The following is an 18,755-nucleotide window of genomic DNA, read 5'->3' as shown; positions in this document are numbered from 1 at the left end:
AATGCTTGATGATCCTCGTTTTACCACGGAGATAGAAATCACCGTACCGTTTCATGATGTGGATGTTATGGGCGTCGTATGGCACGGCAACTATTTTCGGTATTTTGAAATCGCCCGTGAAAAGCTACTGAACCAGTTCAACTACGGCTACCGCCAGATGAAAGCCTCAGGTTACATTTGGCCAATAGTCGATACGCGCGTTAAATATCGCGACGCCGTGACTTTTGAACAGCGTATTCGGGTACGCGCGCAGCTGGAGGAGTATGAAAACCGTCTGCGTATCGCCTACCAGATTTTCGATGCCGTTACTGGCAAGCGCACCACGACTGGCTACACCATTCAAGTCGCCGTAGAAGAGAGCAGCCGGGAGATGTGTTTCGTCAGCCCGGGCGTGCTGTTTGAACGTCTGGGAGTCGCCCAATGAAATATTGGCCTTTACTTGTCCTGCTGATCACTCCATGGGTCAGCGCAGTTACGCTGGATGAACTGCAGCAGCGCTTTACTGAACAACCGGTTATTCGCGCCCATTTCACCCAGACGCGCGCCATTAAAGATCTACCGCAACCGCTGCGTTCACAGGGGGATATGCTGATCGCCCGCGATACAGGGTTGCTTTGGGATCAAAAAAGTCCGTTCCCGATGCTGCTGATGCTGGATGACGCGCGAATGGTGCAAATGGTCAACGGCCAGTCGCCGCAGGTGATCACTGCGGAAAACAATCCGCAGATGTTCCAGTTTAACCATCTGCTGCGGGCGCTGTTTCAGGCGGACCGTAAAGTGCTGGAGCAAAATTTTCGCATCGATTTTCAGGACAAAGGCGAAGGTCGTTGGTCGCTGCGTTTGACGCCTGTCACCACACCGCTGGATAAAATATTCGCCACCATAGACCTTGCCGGCCAGACCTACCTTGAGACGATTCAGCTGAATGATAAGCAAGGTGATCGTACTGATATTTCCCTTTCTCAACACCAACTGACGCCCGCCCGGTTAACCGATGACGAACGCCAACGCTTTGCCGCTTATTAACGCGCGGCACGCGGCGCTGCTGTGGGGCTTCCTGTGTCTGGCGCTGCTGGGTCTGTTATTGCTGTTGTTACCGCAATCCAGAATGAATAGCAGCGTGCTGGCGATGCTGCCAAAGCAGGCGCTGGGTACTCTTCCCCCTGCGCTAAATGACGGTTTTATGCAGCGCCTGGATCGGCAGCTGGCCTGGCTGGTCAGCCCTGGAAAAACCGCCGATCCTGCAGTAGCACAGGCATGGTACGCGCAGCTTAAAGATTCGCGCATGCTTGCCGATGTAAAAGGGCAAATGGATGCTGCCAGCCAGCAAGCCTGGGGCACATTCTTCTGGCGACATCGTAACGGATTGATTGATCACGTGACGCGGGCGCGTTTGCAAAATGGCGGCGAAGCGCAGGCACAATGGATCCTGTCGCAGCTTTATTCCGCTTTTGCCGGCGTAAGCGGCAAAGAGCTGCAAAACGATCCGCTTATGTTAATGCGTGGCTCGCAGCTGGCGCTGGTACAAAACGGTCAGCGGCTGCGGTTGATGGATGGCTGGCTGGTGACTCAGGATGAGGAAGGTAACTACTGGTATTTTTTGCATGGTGAGCTGGCGAATAACGCTTTTGACATGCAGCAAACCCGGCAACTGGTCACCACGCTGGACGCCATGGAACAACAGCTCAAAGCGCAATATCCACGGGCGCAGCTGTTATCACGCGGCACGGTATTTTATAGCGACTATGCCAGCCAGCAGGCGAAACGGGATATCTCAACGCTGGGTGTGGCGACTATTCTCGGCGTGATCCTGCTGATCGTTGCGACGTTTCGCTCTCTGCGTCCTCTGCTGTTATGCCTGCTTTCCATTGCTGTCGGGGCACTGGCGGGAACCGTGGTTACTTTGCTTATTTTTGGCGAGCTCCATCTGATGACGCTGGTGATGAGCATGAGCATTATCGGTATTTCCGCCGACTATACGCTTTATTTCCTTACTGAACGTATGGTACATGGCGCAGAGGCTACGCCATGGCAAAGCCTGGCGAAGGTTCGCAACGCGTTGCTGCTGGCGCTGCTGACTACCGTGGCGGCTTATGTGATCATGATGATTGCTCCTTTCCCGGGCATTCGTCAGATGGCTGTATTCGCGGCGACAGGGTTGAGTGCCTCCTGCCTGACGGTGCTTTTTTGGCATCCATGGCTGTGTCGTGGCCTGCCGGTGCGCCCGGTACCCTTGATGACATGGATGTTGCGCTGGCTGGCTGCGTGGCGGCGTAAAAAAGCGCTTTCCGTGGGGCTGGTTGCCGTACTGACGCTATTCTCTCTGGTCGGAATCGCTACGCTGCGCATCGATGACGATATTTCACAGCTGCAGGCGCTACCTCCGGCGTTGCTGGCGCAGGAAAAAACGATCACACGTTTGACGGGGCAAAACGTCGATCAAAAATGGTTTGTGGTTTACGGCGACACGCCGGAACAAACGCTGACGCGTATGGAAGCCTTTACGTCCACGTTGGAGCAGGCGCGGCGCGCAGGCGCGATAGTAAGCTACCGTACTATTCCGCTTAATTCACTGGCACGGCAGCATCAGGATTTACAGCTACTGCGAGAGGCTACGCCGGCCATCACGCGGGCGCTGCAAAGCGCCGGGCTTAGCGCTATTGATCCCGACCTCAGTGCCATGCCGGTATCGGTAGATGCCTGGCTTGGTAGCCCGGCCAGCGAAGGCTGGCGCCTTTTATGGCTGACGTTGCCCAATGGTGCAAGCGGCGTGCTTATCCCGGTCGACGGTGTGAAAGATAGCGTGGCGCTGGGCAAGTTGGCGGATAAGCAGCCGGGAGTGGCATGGGTCGATCGTAAACAGACGTTTGACAGATTATTTGCGCTTTACCGTACGGTACTCACCGGTCTGTTGGGCGCCGCGCTAATGGTATTTGCCGGTGGCGCCATAGTACGTCTCGGCTGGCGCAAAGGGTTGATAAGCCTGGTCCCCTCCCTGTTGTCGTTAGGCTGCGGGCTGGCGGTGCTTTCATTTAGCGGGCATTCGGTGAACTTATTTTCATTACTGGCTCTGGTGCTGGTGCTGGGCATCGGCATTAATTACACGCTGTTTTTTAGTAACCCGCGCGGCACGCCGTTAACCTCGCTGTTGGCGATTACGCTGGCGATGATGACTACCCTGCTGACCCTCGGGATGCTGGTTTTTAGCGCTACGCAAGCGATCGGCAGCTTTGGCATCGTTCTGGTAAGCGGAATTTTTACCGCCTGGCTGCTTGCCCCGCTGGCGATGCCCAATAAAAAAAGAGAAAAGAAAAAATGATGATACGTAACTTTTGGCGTGGCGTTAGTTTGCTCGCCGTATTGCTGCTAACCGGCTGTAGCCACGGTTTACAGCAAGAGAACAGTAGCAGACCACAGGCCTGGCTGGAGCCGGGCGCGCGCGTTACTTTGCCGGCGCCGGGCATCTCCCCTGCAGTCAATTCTCAACAGTTGCTGACCGGGACATTTAATGGCCAGACGCAATCGTTACTGGTGATGCTGAACGCTGATAACAAAAAAATCACGCTTGCAGGCTTATCATCCGTCGGCATCCGCCTGTTCTTAGTGACCTATGACGAAACAGGATTGCATACCGAGCAGTCGATTATCGTGCCGCAGCTTCCTCCGGCCAGCCAGGTATTGGCCGACGTTATGCTGAGCCATTGGCCGATCGCCGTCTGGCGTCAGCAATTGCCCACGGGCTGGACGCTGAGCGACAAAGGTGACAGGCGTGAACTGCGTAATACCAACGGTAAGCTGATCACAGCGATCATTTATCTGCAGCGGAAAGGCGAGCGTGTGCCCATCAGCATTGAGCAATACGTCTTTAAATACCACATCACCATTCAATATCTGGGTGACTGATATGATTTATATTTCAGCCTTCGGCATGCTTAATGCGCTGGGGAATAATAGCGCCGAGATCGCCGCCAATCTGGTACGTGGCGTCGCCCCCGGCATGCGTGTTCGGGCTGGCTGGTTACGTCATCATCCTGAGGCTGTATTGGGCGGGGTGGACGGCGAATTACCGGCTATCCCTGAGGCGTTCTCTGCGCACCGCAGCCGCAATAATCAGCTGTTGCTGGCAGCGCTGGCGCAAATTCAGCCGCAGTTGGATAACGCTATTGCGCAGTATGGTCGCGATCGCGTCGCCGTGGTCATGGGCACCAGCACCTCCGGATTGAATGAAGGTGACGAACATGTTCGTCTGACGCTCAACAACGAGGCAAGCCTGAACTGGCAGTATCCGCAGCAGGAATTGGGCGATCCCTCACGTTTTCTCAGAAACTGGCTGGAGTTGGAAGGCCCTGCTTTCACACTTTCTACCGCCTGTTCATCCAGTGCCCGCGCCATCATCAGCGGTCGGCGTCTGATCGAGGCTGGTCTGGCGGATGTGGCTCTTGTTGGCGGGGCGGATACGCTGAGCCGTATGCCGATCGGCGGCTTTCATAGCCTGGAATCACTATCGCCTGATTTGTGCCAGCCGTTTGGTCGTGACCGTTGCGGCATTACCATCGGCGAAGGCGCTGCTCTGATGCTGCTGACGCGTGAGCCGCAGCCGATTGCACTGCTTGGCGTCGGTGAATCAAGTGATGCCTGGCATATCTCCGCACCGCACCCGGAAGGCGCAGGCGCCATCCGCGCTATTCGTCAGGCGCTGACGGATGCCAACCTGCAGCCTGATGAAGTGGGGTACATCAATCTGCACGGTACGGCTACCGCGCTTAACGATCAGATTGAATCGAAAGTTGTGCATGATCTGTTCGGTGAAAGGGTGCCTTGCAGCTCCACAAAACATCTGACCGGCCATACATTAGGCGCGGCGGGCATTACTGAGGCGGCTATCAGCGCACTGATTTTGCAACAAAACCTGCCGTTGCCGCCGCAGGATTTTAGCGTGTCGCCCATCGATCCGACCCTGCCCGCCTGCGCTATTCTGCGGCAGCCGCAGCCGTTGGAGCGTCCGGTTATCCTGTCAAATTCTTTTGCCTTTGGCGGTAATAATGCCAGCATTTTGCTGGGGAGATGTGTATGAATCACTATCTGCCGCCGGTAGCGTATCTGCCGCACGATGCGCCGATGCTGTTGTTGGAAGAGGTTGTTGGCGTGACGGACAATACTGCCCACTGTCGGGCAGTGGTGAGCAGCGACGGCGTGCTGCAGCCTTTCCTGGATGCCCAGAGCAATCTACCCGGCTGGTATGCGCTGGAGTTGATGGCACAAACCGTGGGCGTCTGGTCCGGCTGGCAGCGGCAGCGAAACGGTCAGCAAAGCATCGCGCTGGGCATGGTGCTGGGCGCCCGTGAGCTGATTTGCGCCGCGGGACATTTTCCCGGCGGCGCCACGCTGGATATTGACGTCAGCTTGCTTATGCAGGATGAACGTTTCGGTAGTTTCGACTGCACGATTCGCATTGATAAAGAGACAGTGGCGACGGGTCGCGTAAATACTTTTCAGCCCACGGCAGAAGAGTTGAGTTCGCTTTTTAATCAGGGGAATAGAAAATGAGTCGTTCAGTACTGGTCACCGGTGCCAGTAAAGGCATCGGTCGTGCCATCGCTTGCCAGCTTGCCGCAGATGGTTTCATTGTTGGTGTGCATTATCATCGCGATGAAGCGGGGGCCAGGGAGACGCTGAAGGCGATCGAGCAGGCCGGTGGTCAGGGGCGTTTGCTCTGTTTTGACGTCGGCAACCGCCAACAGTGCCGTGAGGTGCTTGAGCAGGAGATCGCTACGCATGGTGCCTGGTATGGCGTGATAAACAATGCCGGTATCGCGCGGGACGGCGCATTTCCGGCACTCAGTGAAAACGACTGGGACGATGTCATTCACACCAACCTTGATAGCTTTTATAACGTCATTCATCCCTGCACTATGCCAATGGTTAGTGCGCGGAAAGGGGGACGCATTATTACGCTTTCTTCGGTTTCAGGCGTAATGGGCAACCGCGGGCAGGTAAACTACAGCGCAGCAAAGGCAGGTATTATCGGCGCAACGAAAGCGCTGGCGATTGAACTGGCAAAGCGCAAAATTACCGTTAACTGTATCGCTCCGGGGCTGATTGATACCGGTATGATCGAAATGGAAGAGACCGCATTGAAAGAGGCGATGGCGCTTATTCCAATGAAACGCATGGGGCAGGCGGATGAGGTTGCCGGACTGGCCAGTTATTTAATGTCTGATATTGCAGGATATATTACCCGCCAGGTTATTTCCGTTAACGGAGGGATGCTATGATTCGCCGCGTAGTCATTACCGGTATGGGTGGTGTTACCGCCTTTGGTGAAACCTGGCAGGAAGTCTCCCGCCGTCTGCTGGCTTATAAAAATGCGGTACGTAAAATGCCGGAGTGGCAGATTTATGACGGTCTGCATACGCTGCTGGGTGCGCCGATTGATGATTTCAGCTTGCCCGATCACTATACGCGCAAGCGTATCCGGGCGATGGGCCGGGTTTCGTTGCTTTCCACCCGTGCTACCGAACTGGCGCTGGAACAGGCCGGGCTAATCGACGATCCGGTACTGGTGAGTGGCCAGACGGGGATCGCTTACGGTTCATCCACCGGCAGTACCGGCCCGGTAAGCGAATTCGCCACCATGCTTACCGAGAAGCACACCAATAATATCAGCGGCACCACCTATGTACAGATGATGCCGCACACCACGGCGGTCAATACCGGACTCTTTTTTGGCCTGCGTGGCCGGGTGATCCCCACTTCCAGCGCCTGCACCTCCGGCAGCCAGGCGATCGGCTACGCGTGGGAAGCCATTCGCCACGGTTATCAAACGGTGATGGTGGCGGGCGGCGCAGAAGAGCTTTGCCCCTCCGAGGCGGCGGTATTCGATACGTTATTTGCTACCAGCCAGCGCAACGATACGCCTGAAATCACGCCGTCGCCGTTCGATCAGCAACGCGATGGGCTGGTTATCGGCGAAGGCGCCGGAACGTTAATCCTTGAAGAGCTTGAACATGCCAAAGCACGCGGCGCGACGATTTATGGTGAAATCGTCGCGTTCGCAACCAACTGCGATGCTGCGCATATTACCCAGCCGCAGCGGGAAACCATGCAGATATGCATGGAGCAATCGTTGAGTATGGCGGGATTAACGCCACAGGAGATTGGTTATATTTCTGCTCATGGCACGGCCACGGAGCGAGGAGATGTTGCCGAAAGTCAGGCGACAGCGATGATTTACGGCAACGGGACGCCAGTATCTTCACTGAAAAGCTATTTCGGCCATACGCTGGGCGCGTGCGGCGCACTGGAAGCATGGATGAGCCTGCAAATGATGCGTGAGGGCTGGTTTGCGCCAACGATAAATTTGACGCAGCCGGACGAGCAATGCGGCAACCTGGATTACATTATGGGCGAAGCCCGTTCGATTGATTGCGAATACCTGCAAAGCAATAACTTCGCTTTCGGCGGCATCAATACTTCGCTTGTTATCAAACGCTGGGCTTAAACATGCATCGGGTTGCGCTGGGAAAGATTTCTGATTTGCAACAGCAGCCGCTTCCACCAGCCCTGTGGCAGTTAGCTCCCTCAGGTCCGCCGCGTGCGGCCTGGCTGGCCGGACGCGTACTGCTTAGCCGCATGCTTTTCCCGCTGCCGTTGCCTGAAATCATCTACGGCGACAACGGCAAACCTGCTTTTCATGCCAATATGCCTCTGTGGTTTAATATCAGCCATAGCGGCGATGATATTGCGTTGATCATTAGTGATGAAGGTGAAGTTGGCTGCGATATTGAAGTTATTCGTCCTCGTGAAAACTGGCGTGGTATCGCTGAGGCCGTATTTAGCTCAGGCGAGCGCCAGTTGATAGCGGCGGAACCGGAATCTGCTCAACTTACTGCATTTTGGCGCATCTGGACATGCAAAGAAGCTATTTTGAAGCAGTCCGGGGGCACCGTATGGCAAATAGCGCAGATTGACAGCACGGCACCCGCTCACTATTTTGTGAGCCAGATGATAATAGCCAATGCTCTTATTCTGGCGATCTGCACCTCTGCTCCGCATGTCTTGAGCGTTGACGAGATTATCCGGTAGCGCTGATATCCTTCATTAGCTCATCACCTCCGCATTTTGCTGCCGATATTCCTTTGGCGTGCTGGCGTAGCTTTTCTTAAACACCGAATAGAAATATTGCAGTGAAGGGTAACCGCACATCTGCGAAATCTCATTAATCGGCACAGAAGAGGAGACCAGCAGCGCCCGTGCCCGTTCCAGCTTCTCGCTGTGGATGATGGTGTGAATGGTCTCGCCGGTTTCATCTTTAAAGCGTTTTTCAAGGTTGGAACGCGACATGCCTACTGCATCCAGCACCTGCTCAACCTTGATCCCTTTACAGGCGTTAAAGCGGATATAGTGCATCGCCTGAATCACTGCCGGATCGTGCAGCGAGCGAAAATCTGTTGAGCGCCGGGCGATAACCTTCACCGGCGGCACCAGAATGCGTTGCAACGGTAAGGTTTGCCGATCCAGCAGCCGATGCAACAGTTTGGCCGCCTGATAGCCCATCTGTCGGGTACCCTGCGCCACTGAGGAGAGCGCCACGCGCGACAGGTAGCGCGTCAGCTCTTCGTTATCAATGCCGATCACGCACAGTTTCTCCGGAACCGGAATTTTCAGATGCTCGCATACCTGCAACAGATGGCGGGCACGCGCATCGGTAACGGCGATAATACCGGTTTGCTGCGGCAGGGTTTGCAGCCAGTCGGCCAGCCGGTTTTGCGCGTGCTGCCAGTAGGCCGGCGCGGTCTCCATGCCCTGGTAAACCACGCCCTGATAGCGCTCTTTCGCTACCAGCCGCCGAAAGGCATATTCCCGCTCCTGCGCCCAGCGTTTGCCACACGAGGCGGGCAGGCCATAAAAAGCAAAGCGGTTAATGCCTTTTTCTTTCAGGTGCAAAAACGCGCTCTCTACCAGCGCGGCGTTATCGGTCGCGATATAATGCACGGGCGGGTAATCTTCTGGCCGATGATAAGAGCCGCCCACGCCCACGATCGGCACGTCTACATTCTGCAGCAGCGCCTCAATATCTTTATCGTCATAGTCCGCGATCACGCCGTCGCCGAGGCACTCATGCATGTTATCAATACGGCAGCGAAAATCTTCCTCAATAAAAATATCCCAGTCGGTTTGCGAGGCTTGCAGATATTCACCGACACCTTCCACTACCTGGCGGTCATAGATTTTATTGGCATTAAACAGCAGGCTGATGCGAAAACGTTTCTCAAACATGATCACTCCTGGTTTTTAATCTGCATCCTGATTACCACAGTGAAACCAGCCGCAGAAAAAAATTGGTGAGCCCTGTGATCTGCTTCGACGATTACACGCGCCGACGGGTCGCGGAGTCCATCCATACCGCTAACAGCAGGATGGCACCCTTAACGATGTACTGCCAAAACGTCGGCACATCCATCATGCTCATGCCGTTGTCCAGCGAGGCCATAATAAACGCGCCCATCACCGCGCCCGCTACCGAGCCGATGCCGCCCGCCAGGCTGGTGCCGCCGATAACGCAGGCGGCGATAGCGTCCAGTTCTGCGATATTACCGGCGGAAGGCGAACCCGCGCCCAGGCGCGAACTCAGGATCAATCCCGCCACGGCTACCAGCAGACCGTTAATCGCGAAAACCGCCATTTTGTTACGCGCAACGTTGATGCCGGAAAGGCGGGCCGCATCAAGGTTGCCGCCAATCGCATAAATACGGCGACCAAAAGCGGTGCGGGTCGCCATAAACATCCCGGCCAGCATCAGCAATGCCAGAAGCAGCACCGGCGTAGGCACGCCGCGATAGTCATTCAGCAGCCAAATCGCGCCCAGCACCAGCAGAGCGGTAATCGTCTGACGCGTCACCGCGCTGCGGGCAGGTGATTGCTCCAGCCCCATCTGCTGACGCCGCAGCCGCAGCCGCCACTGCCAGGCGATAAAAAGGCCAAGGCCGATAACGCCGAAACCGAAGCCAATGCCGTCCGGCAGATAGCTTTGCCCGATTTGCGACATCGCCGGGCTGGTGGGCGCGACGGTAGTGCCGTTGGTGATGCCGACCAGCACGCCGCGAAAGGCCAGCATCCCGGCCAGCGTGACGATAAACGAGGGGACTTTACGATAGGCGACCCACCAGCCGTTCCAGGCACCCAGCAGCAGGCCGAGCGCCAGCGTAACCACAATGGTCAACGGCAGCGGCCAGCCCAGCCAGACATCAAAAATCGCCGCTGCGCCGCCCAGCAGCCCCATCATTGAGCCAACCGACAGGTCGATTTCCGCAGAGATAATCACAAACACCATTCCCACCGCGAGGATGCCGGTGATCGCCGTCTGGCGCAGCAGGTTAGAGACGTTGCGCGCGCTCAGATAAGCGCCGTCGGTCATCCAGGTAAAAAACAGCATAATCACAATAATCGCGGCCAGCATTACCAGCACCTGCAGATTTAGCAGGCGCAGCTTGCCTGGCGCGCCGCCGCCGCTGGCGGGCAGCATAGCGGTATTGGTTTTAAGCATAATGTTCACTCCGCAGGGCCGCTTCCATCACCTGTTCCTGCGTCAGGTTATGGTTCGGCAAGTCAGCTTTGATTTGTCCTTCGTGCATTACCAGTACGCGATCGCTTAATCCCAGCACTTCTGGCAGCTCGGATGAGATCACAATAATGGCGATGCCCTGTTGCACCAGCTGATGGATCAGCTTGTAAATTTCGACGCGGGCACCGATATCGATGCCGCGCGTGGGTTCGTCGAGGATCAAAATTTGTGGATTAAGCAGCAGGCATTTCGCGATCACCGCCTTCTGCTGATTGCCACCGCTCAGGCGACCTACCGCCAGCTCTGCGGAAGAGGTTTTCACCCGCAGTTGGCGAATAGACGCATTAATAGCAACCTGCTCGCGCGCCTCATCCAAAACGGAGAATGCGTTGCTGAACTGCCCCAGCGCCGCCAGGGTGATGTTTTTCCCTACGCCCAGCAGCGGCACGATGCCATCTTTTTTACGATCTTCCGGCACCATGGCAATGCCGTGCTGAATGGCCTGCTGGCAGTCCCAACCGCGCGGATTAACCCGATGTTGTTTGATGGTGATCTGACCTTCCCAGCGCCCAGGCCAGAGACCGGTCAGGCACTGAACGGTCTCGGTGCGTCCGGCTCCGACCAGCCCGGCGATACCGAGGATCTCCCCGCGTCGCAGCGTAAAGGAGACATTATTTACCCGTCGCAGATGACGGTTCACCGGATGCCAGGCGGTAAGATTTTCCACGCGCAGGATCGCCTCGCCTTGTTCATGCGGCTCACGTGGATAGAGCGCCGTCAGCTCGCGCCCGACCATCATGGTAATAATATCGTCCTCGCTCAGGCCCTCTGCCGCACAGGTGGCGATATGCCTGCCGTCGCGAATCACGCAGATGGTGTCGGATATTGCCTTAACCTCATTGAGCTTGTGCGAGATATAAACGCAGGCGATGCCGTGATCGCGCAGATCCTTAACGATCCCCAGCAGTACGCTGGTCTCCTGTTCAGTAAGGGAAGAGGTTGGCTCATCCAGAATCAGCAGGCGCACCTGTTTGTTCAACGCGCGGGCGATTTCCACCAGCTGCTGTTGACCAATCCCTAAATCGCCGACGCGCGTATGCGGCGAGATATCCAGCTTTACCTGCTTCAGCAGCCGCTGACAGCGTAGCGCCATGGTTTCGTCATCCACCACGCCGCCCCGGCCGATCTCACTGCCGAGAAAGATGTTTTCCAGCACGGTAAGCTGCCGGACCAGCGCCAGCTCCTGATGAATAATCACGATGCCCTTGCGCTCGGTATCGCGAATATTGGCAGGGCGCAGCGGTTCGCCAGAAAACAGGATCTCCCCTTCGTAGTCGCCCGCCGGATAGAGGCCGCACAGCACCTTCATCAGCGTCGATTTACCGGAGCCGTTTTCGCCACACAACGACACCACTTCGCCCGGCTCAAGGCGCAAAGAAATATCGTCCACGGCCTTTACGGCACCGAAGCGCTTGGTAATGTTTTTCATTTCCAGTAGCGTGGTCATGACGTTCTCCAGTAATGGAATAGCCGCCGTGCGGCGGCAGCGGACTCAGAGATCGCTCTTTTTATGGAAGCCGTCAGCAACGATGGTGCTGTCAATATTGCTTTTATCAACAGAGATCGGCGTTAACAGCCTGGCGGGAACCGCTTTCTTGCCGTTATTGAGCGTGGCGTTGGACTGTGGTTGTTTATCATTCCCCAGCTCAACGGCGATTTTTGCCGCTTCATCAGCCAGTTTGCTGATCGGTTTATATACCGTCATGGTTTGCGTGCCGTTCTCGATGCGCTTGATCGCCGCCAGGTCCGCGTCCTGACCGGAAATAGCCACTTTTCCCGCCAGCCCCTGCGCGGAAAGCGCCTGAATTGCGCCACCAGCGGTGGCGTCATTAGAGGCAACCACTGCATCGATATGATTATTATTGGCGGTCAGGGCGTTCTCCATGATTTTCAGCGCATTTTCCGGTAGCCAGGCGTCCACCCACTGATCGCCGACGACTTTTATTTTGCCTTGATCAATCAGCGGCTTAAGCACTTTCATTTGGCCTGCGCGGAACAGACGGGCATTATTATCCACCGGCGAGCCGCCCATTAAGAAATAATTCCCCTGCGGCACCTGCTTAACAATACTCTGCGCCTGAAGTTCACCTACTTTTTCATTATCAAAAGAGATATAGAAATCGATATCGGCATTATTAATCATGCGATCGTAAGCCAGTACTTTAATGCCTTCCTGCTTCGCTTCGGCAATCACATTGCTTAATACCTGGCCGTTGTAAGGAATAATCACCAGCACATCAACGCCGCGATTAATCATATTTTCAATTTGCGCCATCTGGGTTTCTTCGTTGCCGTTGGCCGACTGGACAAATACGCTGGCACCCAGCGCTTCAGCCTTTTTGACGAAAATATCGCGATCTTTTTGCCAGCGTTCAAGGCGCAGATCGTCAATAGCCATGCCGATCTTGACCTCTTTCGCGTTGCCGGCGTGGCTAAACAGAGCCAGCGCGGCGCAAACGGCCAGTAAAGTCAGTTTCATTTTCATCATCATTACCCTGTAGGTTGAGGTGTTTTTTATCAGAAGGTTCCTGAACAGGCTGTTGGATTCTTGACCTGACCGCATGCTTTCTTCAATTACAGATTTTTATCCCGGCATTACGTTTTTTGGTTTATTGCTGGTTTTATGATGGCGATCGATGTTTTAGCGTAAAAGAGATTCAGTAACGTTATTTTTTGCGCGTTGGTGCGGAATAAACGCCGCAGCCCGCCTATTTTGCGACGTGACGCACAGTTAATAATTATCTTAATTGCGGTGTGAAATAACGTAATTGAGAGAGACGCTGACGCTTACCAGAATAGAGCCATCTTCGCTGACCATTTCCGGTCAACTTGTTAAGGAGTAAACGATGCAGGCTTATTTCGATCAGATTGAACGCGTTAGCTATCAGGGGCCGGACAGCAGCGATCCGCTGGCGTTTCGTCACTATAACCCTGGGGAGATCCTGCTGGGTAAAACCATGGCAGAACATCTGCGCTTTGCCGCCTGCTACTGGCACACCTTCTGCTGGACTGGCGTAGATATGTTCGGCGTCGGCGCGTTCGATCGCCCATGGCAAAAATCGGGCGATGCGCTGGAGATGGCGAAGCGTAAGGCAGAGGTCGCCTTTGAGTTTTTCTATAAGCTGAATGTCCCTTTTTACTGTTTTCACGATGTGGATGTTTCGCCGGAAGGCGATTCACTGAAAAGCTATCAGCATAATCTGGCGCTGATGACCGACGTGCTACAGGAAAAACAGCAGCAAACCGGCGTTAAACTGCTGTGGGGCACCGCCAACTGCTTTACCCATCCGCGCTACGGTGCGGGCGCCGCATCAAATCCTGACCCGGAAGTGTTCGCCTGGGCCGCCAGCCAGGTGTGCAGCGCCATGCAGGCGACGCACCAGCTCGGTGGAGAGAACTATGTGCTGTGGGGCGGACGCGAAGGTTATGAAACCCTGCTGAATACTGATTTGCGTCAGGAGCGCGAACAGCTGGGCCGCTTTATGCAGATGGTGGTGGAGCACAAGCATAAAACTGGCTTCCAGGGCACGCTGCTGATCGAACCGAAGCCGCAGGAGCCGACCAAACATCAGTATGACTACGATGTAGGCACGGTGTATGGTTTCCTGAAGCAGTTTGGCCTGGAGAAAGAGATTAAAGTCAACGTGGAAGCGAACCACGCCACGCTGGCCGGGCACAGTTTTCATCATGAAATCGCTACCGCGATTGCGCTGGGCATTTTCGGTTCGGTAGATGCCAACCGTGGCGATCCGCAGCTGGGTTGGGATACCGATCAGTTCCCTAACAGCGTCGAAGAAAATGCGCTGGTAATGTATGAAATTATCAAGGCGGGCGGTTTCTCTACCGGCGGGCTGAACTTTGATGCCAAAGTGCGGCGTCAAAGCACCGATAAGTACGATCTTTTTTATGGTCATATTGGTGCGATGGATACCATGGCGCTGGCGTTAAAAGTGGCGGTGCGCATGATTGAAGCGGGCGAACTGGATCGCCGTGTCGCGCAGCGCTACAGCGGCTGGAATGCCGAACTGGGCCAGCAGATTTTGCAGGGTGAAATGTCGCTGGCGGCGCTGGCCTCGCATGCGTTAGCGCATCAGTTTAATCCACAGCATCAGAGTGGCCGCCAGGAGCAACTGGAAAACCTGGTGAACAGCTGGCTGTATCGTTAATCAATCAAAGGGAATCGCAGCATGGTTATCGGCATCGATTTAGGCACCTCCGGCGTGAAGGTCGTATTGCTGAACGACGAGGGTGAGGTGGTTGCAAGCCAGACGGAAAAGCTAACGGTTTCTCGTCCGCAGCCGCTGTGGAGCGAGCAGGATGCCGATAGCTGGTGGCAGGCGACCGATAAGGCGATGCGGGCGCTGGCTCAGCAGCACCCGCTGAGCCAGGCTCAGGCCATTGGCCTGAGCGGGCAGATGCATGGCGCGACGTTGCTGGATGCGCAGCATCAGCTGCTGCGTCCGGCAATTTTATGGAACGATGGCCGCAGCCTGGCACAGTGTCAGCAACTGGAAGAGGCGCTGCCTGAAGCGCGAAGGATCACCGGTAACCTGATGATGCCGGGCTTTACCGCGCCCAAACTGCTGTGGGTAAAGCAGCATGAGCCGGAAATTTTTACACGTATTGCTAAAGTACTGTTGCCGAAAGATTATCTGCGCTGGCGGCTGACCGGTGTTTTCGCCAGCGATATGTCCGATGCGGCAGGCACCATGTGGCTGGATGTGGCGCAGCGCTGCTGGAGCGAAACGCTGCTTAACGCCTGCGGGCTGACCCTGACGCAAATGCCGACGTTGTTTGAAGGCAACCAGATCACTGGCTATTTGCATTCGCAGCTGGCGCAGCAATGGGGAATGGAAAGCGTACCGGTAGTGGCGGGCGGCGGCGATAATGCCGCAGGCGCCATCGGTAGCGGGATGATTAACGCCGGGCAGGGCATGCTGTCGCTGGGCACCTCCGGCGTTTACTTTGTGGTAAGCGAGGGTTTTCTGGCGAATCCGGAAAGCGCGGTACACAGCTTCTGCCATGCGCTGCCGGATCGTTGGCATTTAATGTCAGTGATGCTCAGCGCTGCCGCCTGTCTGGACTGGGCCGCCGCGCTGACCGGCTGCGCCGATGTGCCGGCACTGCTGGCGGAAGCCGAACGGGCGCGGTCCGATGTGCCGCCGCTGTTTTTCCTGCCTTATCTTTCAGGCGAGCGCACGCCGCATAATAATCCGCAGGCGAAAGGCGTGTTCTTTGGGATGACCCATCAGCATGGCAGGCCGGAATTGGCGCAGGCGGTGCTGGAAGGCGTGGGTTATGCGCTGGCGGAGGGGATGGATGCAGTACATGCCTGCGGCATCAGGCCATCCAGCATTATGCTGATCGGTGGCGGCGCGCGTAGCGCTTACTGGCGACAGATGCTGGCGGATATCTGCGGACAGACGCTGGATTATTGCCAGGGCGGCGACGTGGGTCCGGCGCTGGGGGCTGCGCGCCTGGCGCAGCTGGCGCTGCGCCCCGAACAACCGCCGGAAGCGCTGTTGCCTGCGCTGCCTTTAGCGCAGCGTCATCAGCCCGATGCGCAACGCCATCAACGTTATCAGGCGCGGCGTGCGCATTTCGCCAGAATCTATCAGCAGCTGGCACCGCTGATGGATACCGAGTCGCTGTAAAGCGTTCATAGCCGACCTGATTTGGGGTTGATGAATGCACAGGAGGAATGGACGCTGCTTTGCGTGGTACATATCGAAGCTGTCAACGTGGAACGCGCCGGTTTATTCATCCAGCACCTGCACGTTCACCTTCATTACCTCACGGATGAAAACGCTGGGGTTTTATTGTTATGAGCCAATATAATGACCAGTACCATCAGACCATAATATGGCGGGAATAAAGTAAAAATAATTATTTAACTCCTCATCATTCTCATCCGTTACACCCTGAGGCCAATTTGCCTTCAAATAACTAATGATTGTCTCGCTATCCACATTCCAATATGGTTCATCTTTACCTGGCGGATCTTGTGGGCTGCAAAAACGAACGCTCTGATTATCCAATAACTCTTTTACCACATCAAAAAACAAATAAATTTCCACTGGGGCATTAGGTTTGCTAACCCCTCGCGGAATATCAATTGTCCAGACATTTCCTGTTTCAATTGCTGAAGAAGAAAAGTCCCTCACGTTATAGTTGAGATAACTCGTTCGTTCTACCTGAAACTGCCCCGGGCTGGTTTACTTTTTGCTGCCCTAATAATGCCTCCAGCTCCCGGGCGGTGTTTAGTCGCCTTATCCCCAGACCGGCGGCAATGGATGCCCCGGCAATGGCCACGCCTCTGGTCAGCCGCTCGCGGGTTAATTCAATAATGGGCGCCTGTTTTTATTTATGCCATTGCGATATAGAAATGTAATGTTCATCGAAAAGCAAGCATAAGCCAGAGCTTAAACATTTAGTATGTATTATAATATCATTCTGATTTATTGTCTTTTTTATACTTCCATAGAAATTTAAAAAAAGCGAGGCTGGAACTGTTAATTCATATGCGTTTTTACCAAAAACAAAAAAGGAAATTTCATAAGGGTGGGAGTTTAAAAAATCATACACCATTAAATCAAATTTTCGGCGAGCTTCATCTAATTCATTATTATCTCTTTTAAACTTCATTTTTATATTTTTGTATGCCATCTCGTCGGATTTTAGGAGCTTTGTTTTAGATGTAATACTATCGAGGAAAATAACCTCCCCCGCTTTTTCTCCGAAAATATCTATAGCAATTCTTCTTTGTTCAACCTTTTCCTTTAGGGTTTCTATTCTGGATGGTTCTTTTTCCATGATCATTTTCTCTTATCTGTAACATTAAATCCATTCATATCTTCCGGATGGTGGCCGGAATATTGATTATATTTACCCTTTTCCATTGGATTGTTTCTTAGATCATCAGCTGCATGGAAGTGTGGACCTCGGCCATATTTGTCTTCTTCGTGGAGGATGACATATTTTTTTCTTCCGTTTACATCAAACTCATAAACAGTCCTGTTTTCAAAATCACTATCATAAACATATTTGTGTGTTGTGAATTGGCTGCTTTTAGGAATACCGGCCTGGTCTTTTGCAGCTCTGAATGCAGAATTTCGTGATGTCAGACCTGGCAGATCGCTAACATCAGTACGTCTTTCTGAACCTGAAACTGCCCCGGGCTGATTTATCTTTTGCTGCCCTGATAATGCCTCCAGCTCCCGGGCGGTGTTTAGTCGCCTTATCCCCAGACCGACGGCAATGGATGCCCCGGCAATGGCCACGCCTCTGGTGGTTTCATTCAGCACCTGATTATAGCCCGCAGGCGCATCCCCACCAAGCTGTTCAGCCGTTTTACGGAACCCTTCTACGTTGCCATTGTAGATACCGCCTGCGGCAAGCAACCGACCGACGTTTTTACTGTTAAGGGTTTCGTAAACAGCCGGCTGGCTTCCTTCCCTGAGCTGCCTTGAAGAGGTGGGAGCGGGTTTTCCACCAGAATGATGGTAGTCGCGCTTACTCACCGCAAGATTGAACGCGGCGATGATGCGGTTTGCCCCGTCAAATCTGAACAGCGTCTTATCCCGGCAAATCAGCATGCCGTTATCGTCGATGTAAAACAAACCGGCAGGCAGCACAGAGACATCATTCAGGCAGACAACCTCACCACGCTCCGTCAGGGCTTTCAGCTGTTCCTTTGAACGCCTTCCGTATTCGGGAAGCGTTGCGGCAAGCGGATGGGCGAATTTTGGGAAGATATTGACGATGTAGAGTGAATTGTTCCAGCTGTCATCAAACCGGTAGTCCTGTTCGATGTGTTTCCATGCCGCAAGAGGGCTGATAATCCGTTCAAATGATTCAGGGGCAAGGGTATCCCGTGACAGGCAGATAAGGCGGTTCCCTGGCAGACTCGCTCCCATATTAAACATCCTGTTTAATTTATGTGCGCGGGGAGTTTACGCCAGCCCTGGGCAAGAAATCAGTTGGTATTCTGTTTTTATATTATTTATTACATTTCAACAAGTCAGGATATTTCCCATATTCAAACTCAAAAATCTATCTATAGATGAACCATCTTCACTATTCAAAATTTATATAGCCTATTAACTTATTCTAAATTTCAGCGTCAAATATA

At 54.3% G+C, this 18,755-nt stretch carries 18 protein-coding genes; 11 read left to right on the top strand and 7 right to left on the bottom strand.

Translation table 11 applies throughout. The features are described from left to right. The first annotated feature begins 1 nt into the window (after window position 1). From B1H58_RS07040 to acpT, 9 genes are read left to right on the top strand one after another with little or no spacing between them, the layout of a single operon-like run. Window positions 2-424 carry an acyl-CoA thioesterase gene (locus B1H58_RS07040; RefSeq protein ID WP_085068972.1) on the top strand — a complete coding sequence of 141 codons (423 nt, stop codon included), beginning with the start codon at window positions 2-4 and terminating at the stop codon, window positions 422-424. Next, complete coding sequence (locus B1H58_RS07035) at window positions 421-1,026, top strand: outer membrane lipoprotein carrier protein LolA (protein ID WP_085068970.1); 606 nt, start codon at window positions 421-423, stop codon at window positions 1,024-1,026. The genes B1H58_RS07040 and B1H58_RS07035 overlap by 4 nt, the downstream gene beginning before the upstream one ends. Beyond that, a complete protein-coding gene (locus B1H58_RS07030) occupies window positions 995-3,319 on the top strand; it encodes an MMPL family transporter (RefSeq protein WP_085068968.1) in 2,325 nt (774 codons plus the stop codon). Before B1H58_RS07035 ends, B1H58_RS07030 begins: the two co-directional genes overlap by 32 nt. Next, window positions 3,316-3,903 carry a DUF3261 domain-containing protein gene (locus tag B1H58_RS07025; RefSeq protein WP_085068966.1) on the top strand — a complete coding sequence of 196 codons (588 nt, stop codon included), beginning with the start codon at window positions 3,316-3,318 and terminating at the stop codon, window positions 3,901-3,903. The genes B1H58_RS07030 and B1H58_RS07025 overlap by 4 nt, the downstream gene beginning before the upstream one ends. Window position 3,904: 1 nt before the next feature. Next, window positions 3,905-5,074 (top strand): beta-ketoacyl-[acyl-carrier-protein] synthase family protein, encoded by a 1,170-nt coding sequence (locus B1H58_RS07020; RefSeq protein WP_085068964.1) that lies wholly within the window; start codon window positions 3,905-3,907, stop codon window positions 5,072-5,074. Continuing rightward, window positions 5,071-5,547 carry a hotdog family protein gene (locus B1H58_RS07015; protein WP_085068962.1) on the top strand — a complete coding sequence of 159 codons (477 nt, stop codon included), beginning with the start codon at window positions 5,071-5,073 and terminating at the stop codon, window positions 5,545-5,547. The genes B1H58_RS07020 and B1H58_RS07015 overlap by 4 nt, the downstream gene beginning before the upstream one ends. Next, window positions 5,544-6,275, top strand: coding sequence for a 3-ketoacyl-ACP reductase FabG2 (locus B1H58_RS07010; RefSeq protein WP_085068960.1), 732 nt, complete (start codon window positions 5,544-5,546; stop codon window positions 6,273-6,275). Before B1H58_RS07015 ends, B1H58_RS07010 begins: the two co-directional genes overlap by 4 nt. After that, window positions 6,272-7,501 carry a beta-ketoacyl-ACP synthase gene (locus B1H58_RS07005; protein ID WP_085068958.1) on the top strand — a complete coding sequence of 410 codons (1,230 nt, stop codon included), beginning with the start codon at window positions 6,272-6,274 and terminating at the stop codon, window positions 7,499-7,501. The genes B1H58_RS07010 and B1H58_RS07005 overlap by 4 nt, the downstream gene beginning before the upstream one ends. Window positions 7,502-7,503: 2 nt before the next feature. After that, entirely contained in the window at window positions 7,504-8,085 is a 582-nt protein-coding gene (acpT, locus tag B1H58_RS07000; RefSeq protein ID WP_085068957.1) for a 4'-phosphopantetheinyl transferase AcpT, read from the top strand. A 15-nt stretch (window positions 8,086-8,100) separates the two neighbouring features. On the opposite strand, the gene xylR is transcribed toward acpT, so the two are convergent. The 4 genes from xylR to xylF all read right to left on the bottom strand — a co-directional run bounded on the left by xylR (window position 8,101) and on the right by xylF (window position 13,109). Next, on the bottom strand, window positions 8,101-9,279 hold the full coding sequence (xylR, locus tag B1H58_RS06995; RefSeq protein ID WP_085068956.1) for a D-xylose utilization transcriptional activator XylR: 1,179 nt from the start codon (window positions 9,277-9,279) through the stop codon (window positions 8,101-8,103). 91 nt (window positions 9,280-9,370) lie between these two features. Next, on the bottom strand, window positions 9,371-10,546 hold the full coding sequence (xylH, locus tag B1H58_RS06990; protein WP_085068955.1) for a xylose ABC transporter permease XylH: 1,176 nt from the start codon (window positions 10,544-10,546) through the stop codon (window positions 9,371-9,373). Continuing rightward, complete coding sequence (locus tag B1H58_RS06985) at window positions 10,539-12,071, bottom strand: xylose ABC transporter ATP-binding protein (protein ID WP_085068954.1); 1,533 nt, start codon at window positions 12,069-12,071, stop codon at window positions 10,539-10,541. The genes xylH and B1H58_RS06985 overlap by 8 nt, the downstream gene beginning before the upstream one ends. Window positions 12,072-12,116: 45 nt before the next feature. Beyond that, entirely contained in the window at window positions 12,117-13,109 is a 993-nt protein-coding gene (xylF, locus tag B1H58_RS06980; protein ID WP_085072250.1) for a D-xylose ABC transporter substrate-binding protein, read from the bottom strand. 361 nt (window positions 13,110-13,470) lie between these two features. On the opposite strand from xylF, the gene xylA reads away from it, so the two are divergent. Together xylA and xylB are read left to right on the top strand one after the other, a co-directional pair. Then, on the top strand, window positions 13,471-14,790 hold the full coding sequence (xylA, locus tag B1H58_RS06975) for a xylose isomerase (RefSeq protein ID WP_085068952.1): 1,320 nt from the start codon (window positions 13,471-13,473) through the stop codon (window positions 14,788-14,790). A 21-nt stretch (window positions 14,791-14,811) separates the two neighbouring features. Continuing rightward, on the top strand, window positions 14,812-16,278 hold the full coding sequence (xylB, locus tag B1H58_RS06970) for a xylulokinase (protein ID WP_085068950.1): 1,467 nt from the start codon (window positions 14,812-14,814) through the stop codon (window positions 16,276-16,278). 168 nt (window positions 16,279-16,446) lie between these two features. Here the strand turns inward: xylB and B1H58_RS06965 are convergent, their stop codons facing one another. From B1H58_RS06965 to B1H58_RS20905, 3 genes are all read right to left on the bottom strand, one after another. Then, entirely contained in the window at window positions 16,447-16,788 is a 342-nt protein-coding gene (locus tag B1H58_RS06965) for a hypothetical protein (protein WP_157130152.1), read from the bottom strand. A gap of 196 nt (window positions 16,789-16,984) precedes the next feature. After that, a complete protein-coding gene (locus tag B1H58_RS06960; RefSeq protein ID WP_085068946.1) occupies window positions 16,985-17,437 on the bottom strand; it encodes a hypothetical protein in 453 nt (150 codons plus the stop codon). A gap of 2 nt (window positions 17,438-17,439) precedes the next feature. Next, the gene (locus B1H58_RS20905) at window positions 17,440-18,540 is read right to left on the bottom strand and encodes a DUF8093 domain-containing protein (RefSeq protein WP_208615342.1); all 1,101 of its coding nucleotides are present in this window, start codon (window positions 18,538-18,540) and stop codon (window positions 17,440-17,442) included. Between the last annotated feature and the right edge of the window lie 215 nt (window positions 18,541-18,755).

Origin of the sequence: Pantoea alhagi (assembly GCF_002101395.1) — a bacterium.
Lineage (GTDB): Bacteria > Pseudomonadota > Gammaproteobacteria > Enterobacterales > Enterobacteriaceae > Mixta > Mixta alhagi.
Note: the sequence above shows the minus strand (reverse complement) of the source record. Positions and strands in the feature narration are given on the sequence as shown.

Excerpts from the sequence above, each read along its gene's own strand:
- B1H58_RS20905 (WP_208615342.1), bottom strand. The coding sequence starts at position 18,540 with ATGGGAGCGAGTCTGCCAGGGAACCGCCTTATCTGCCTGTCACGGGAT.
- B1H58_RS07015 (WP_085068962.1), top strand. The coding sequence starts at position 5,071 with ATGAATCACTATCTGCCGCCGGTAGCGTATCTGCCGCACGATGCGCCG.
- B1H58_RS07005 (WP_085068958.1), top strand. The coding sequence starts at position 6,272 with ATGATTCGCCGCGTAGTCATTACCGGTATGGGTGGTGTTACCGCCTTT.
- xylF (WP_085072250.1), bottom strand. The coding sequence starts at position 13,109 with ATGAAAATGAAACTGACTTTACTGGCCGTTTGCGCCGCGCTGGCTCTG.
- B1H58_RS07025 (WP_085068966.1), top strand. The coding sequence starts at position 3,316 with ATGATGATACGTAACTTTTGGCGTGGCGTTAGTTTGCTCGCCGTATTG.
- B1H58_RS07035 (WP_085068970.1), top strand. The coding sequence starts at position 421 with ATGAAATATTGGCCTTTACTTGTCCTGCTGATCACTCCATGGGTCAGC.
- xylR (WP_085068956.1), bottom strand. The coding sequence starts at position 9,279 with ATGTTTGAGAAACGTTTTCGCATCAGCCTGCTGTTTAATGCCAATAAA.
- xylB (WP_085068950.1), top strand. The coding sequence starts at position 14,812 with ATGGTTATCGGCATCGATTTAGGCACCTCCGGCGTGAAGGTCGTATTG.
- xylA (WP_085068952.1), top strand. The coding sequence starts at position 13,471 with ATGCAGGCTTATTTCGATCAGATTGAACGCGTTAGCTATCAGGGGCCG.
- B1H58_RS07020 (WP_085068964.1), top strand. The coding sequence starts at position 3,905 with ATGATTTATATTTCAGCCTTCGGCATGCTTAATGCGCTGGGGAATAAT.
- B1H58_RS07030 (WP_085068968.1), top strand. The coding sequence starts at position 995 with ATGACGAACGCCAACGCTTTGCCGCTTATTAACGCGCGGCACGCGGCG.
- B1H58_RS06960 (WP_085068946.1), bottom strand. The coding sequence starts at position 17,437 with ATGGAAAAAGAACCATCCAGAATAGAAACCCTAAAGGAAAAGGTTGAA.
- B1H58_RS07040 (WP_085068972.1), top strand. The coding sequence starts at position 2 with ATGCTTGATGATCCTCGTTTTACCACGGAGATAGAAATCACCGTACCG.
- acpT (WP_085068957.1), top strand. The coding sequence starts at position 7,504 with ATGCATCGGGTTGCGCTGGGAAAGATTTCTGATTTGCAACAGCAGCCG.
- B1H58_RS06985 (WP_085068954.1), bottom strand. The coding sequence starts at position 12,071 with ATGACCACGCTACTGGAAATGAAAAACATTACCAAGCGCTTCGGTGCC.
- xylH (WP_085068955.1), bottom strand. The coding sequence starts at position 10,546 with ATGCTTAAAACCAATACCGCTATGCTGCCCGCCAGCGGCGGCGGCGCG.
- B1H58_RS07010 (WP_085068960.1), top strand. The coding sequence starts at position 5,544 with ATGAGTCGTTCAGTACTGGTCACCGGTGCCAGTAAAGGCATCGGTCGT.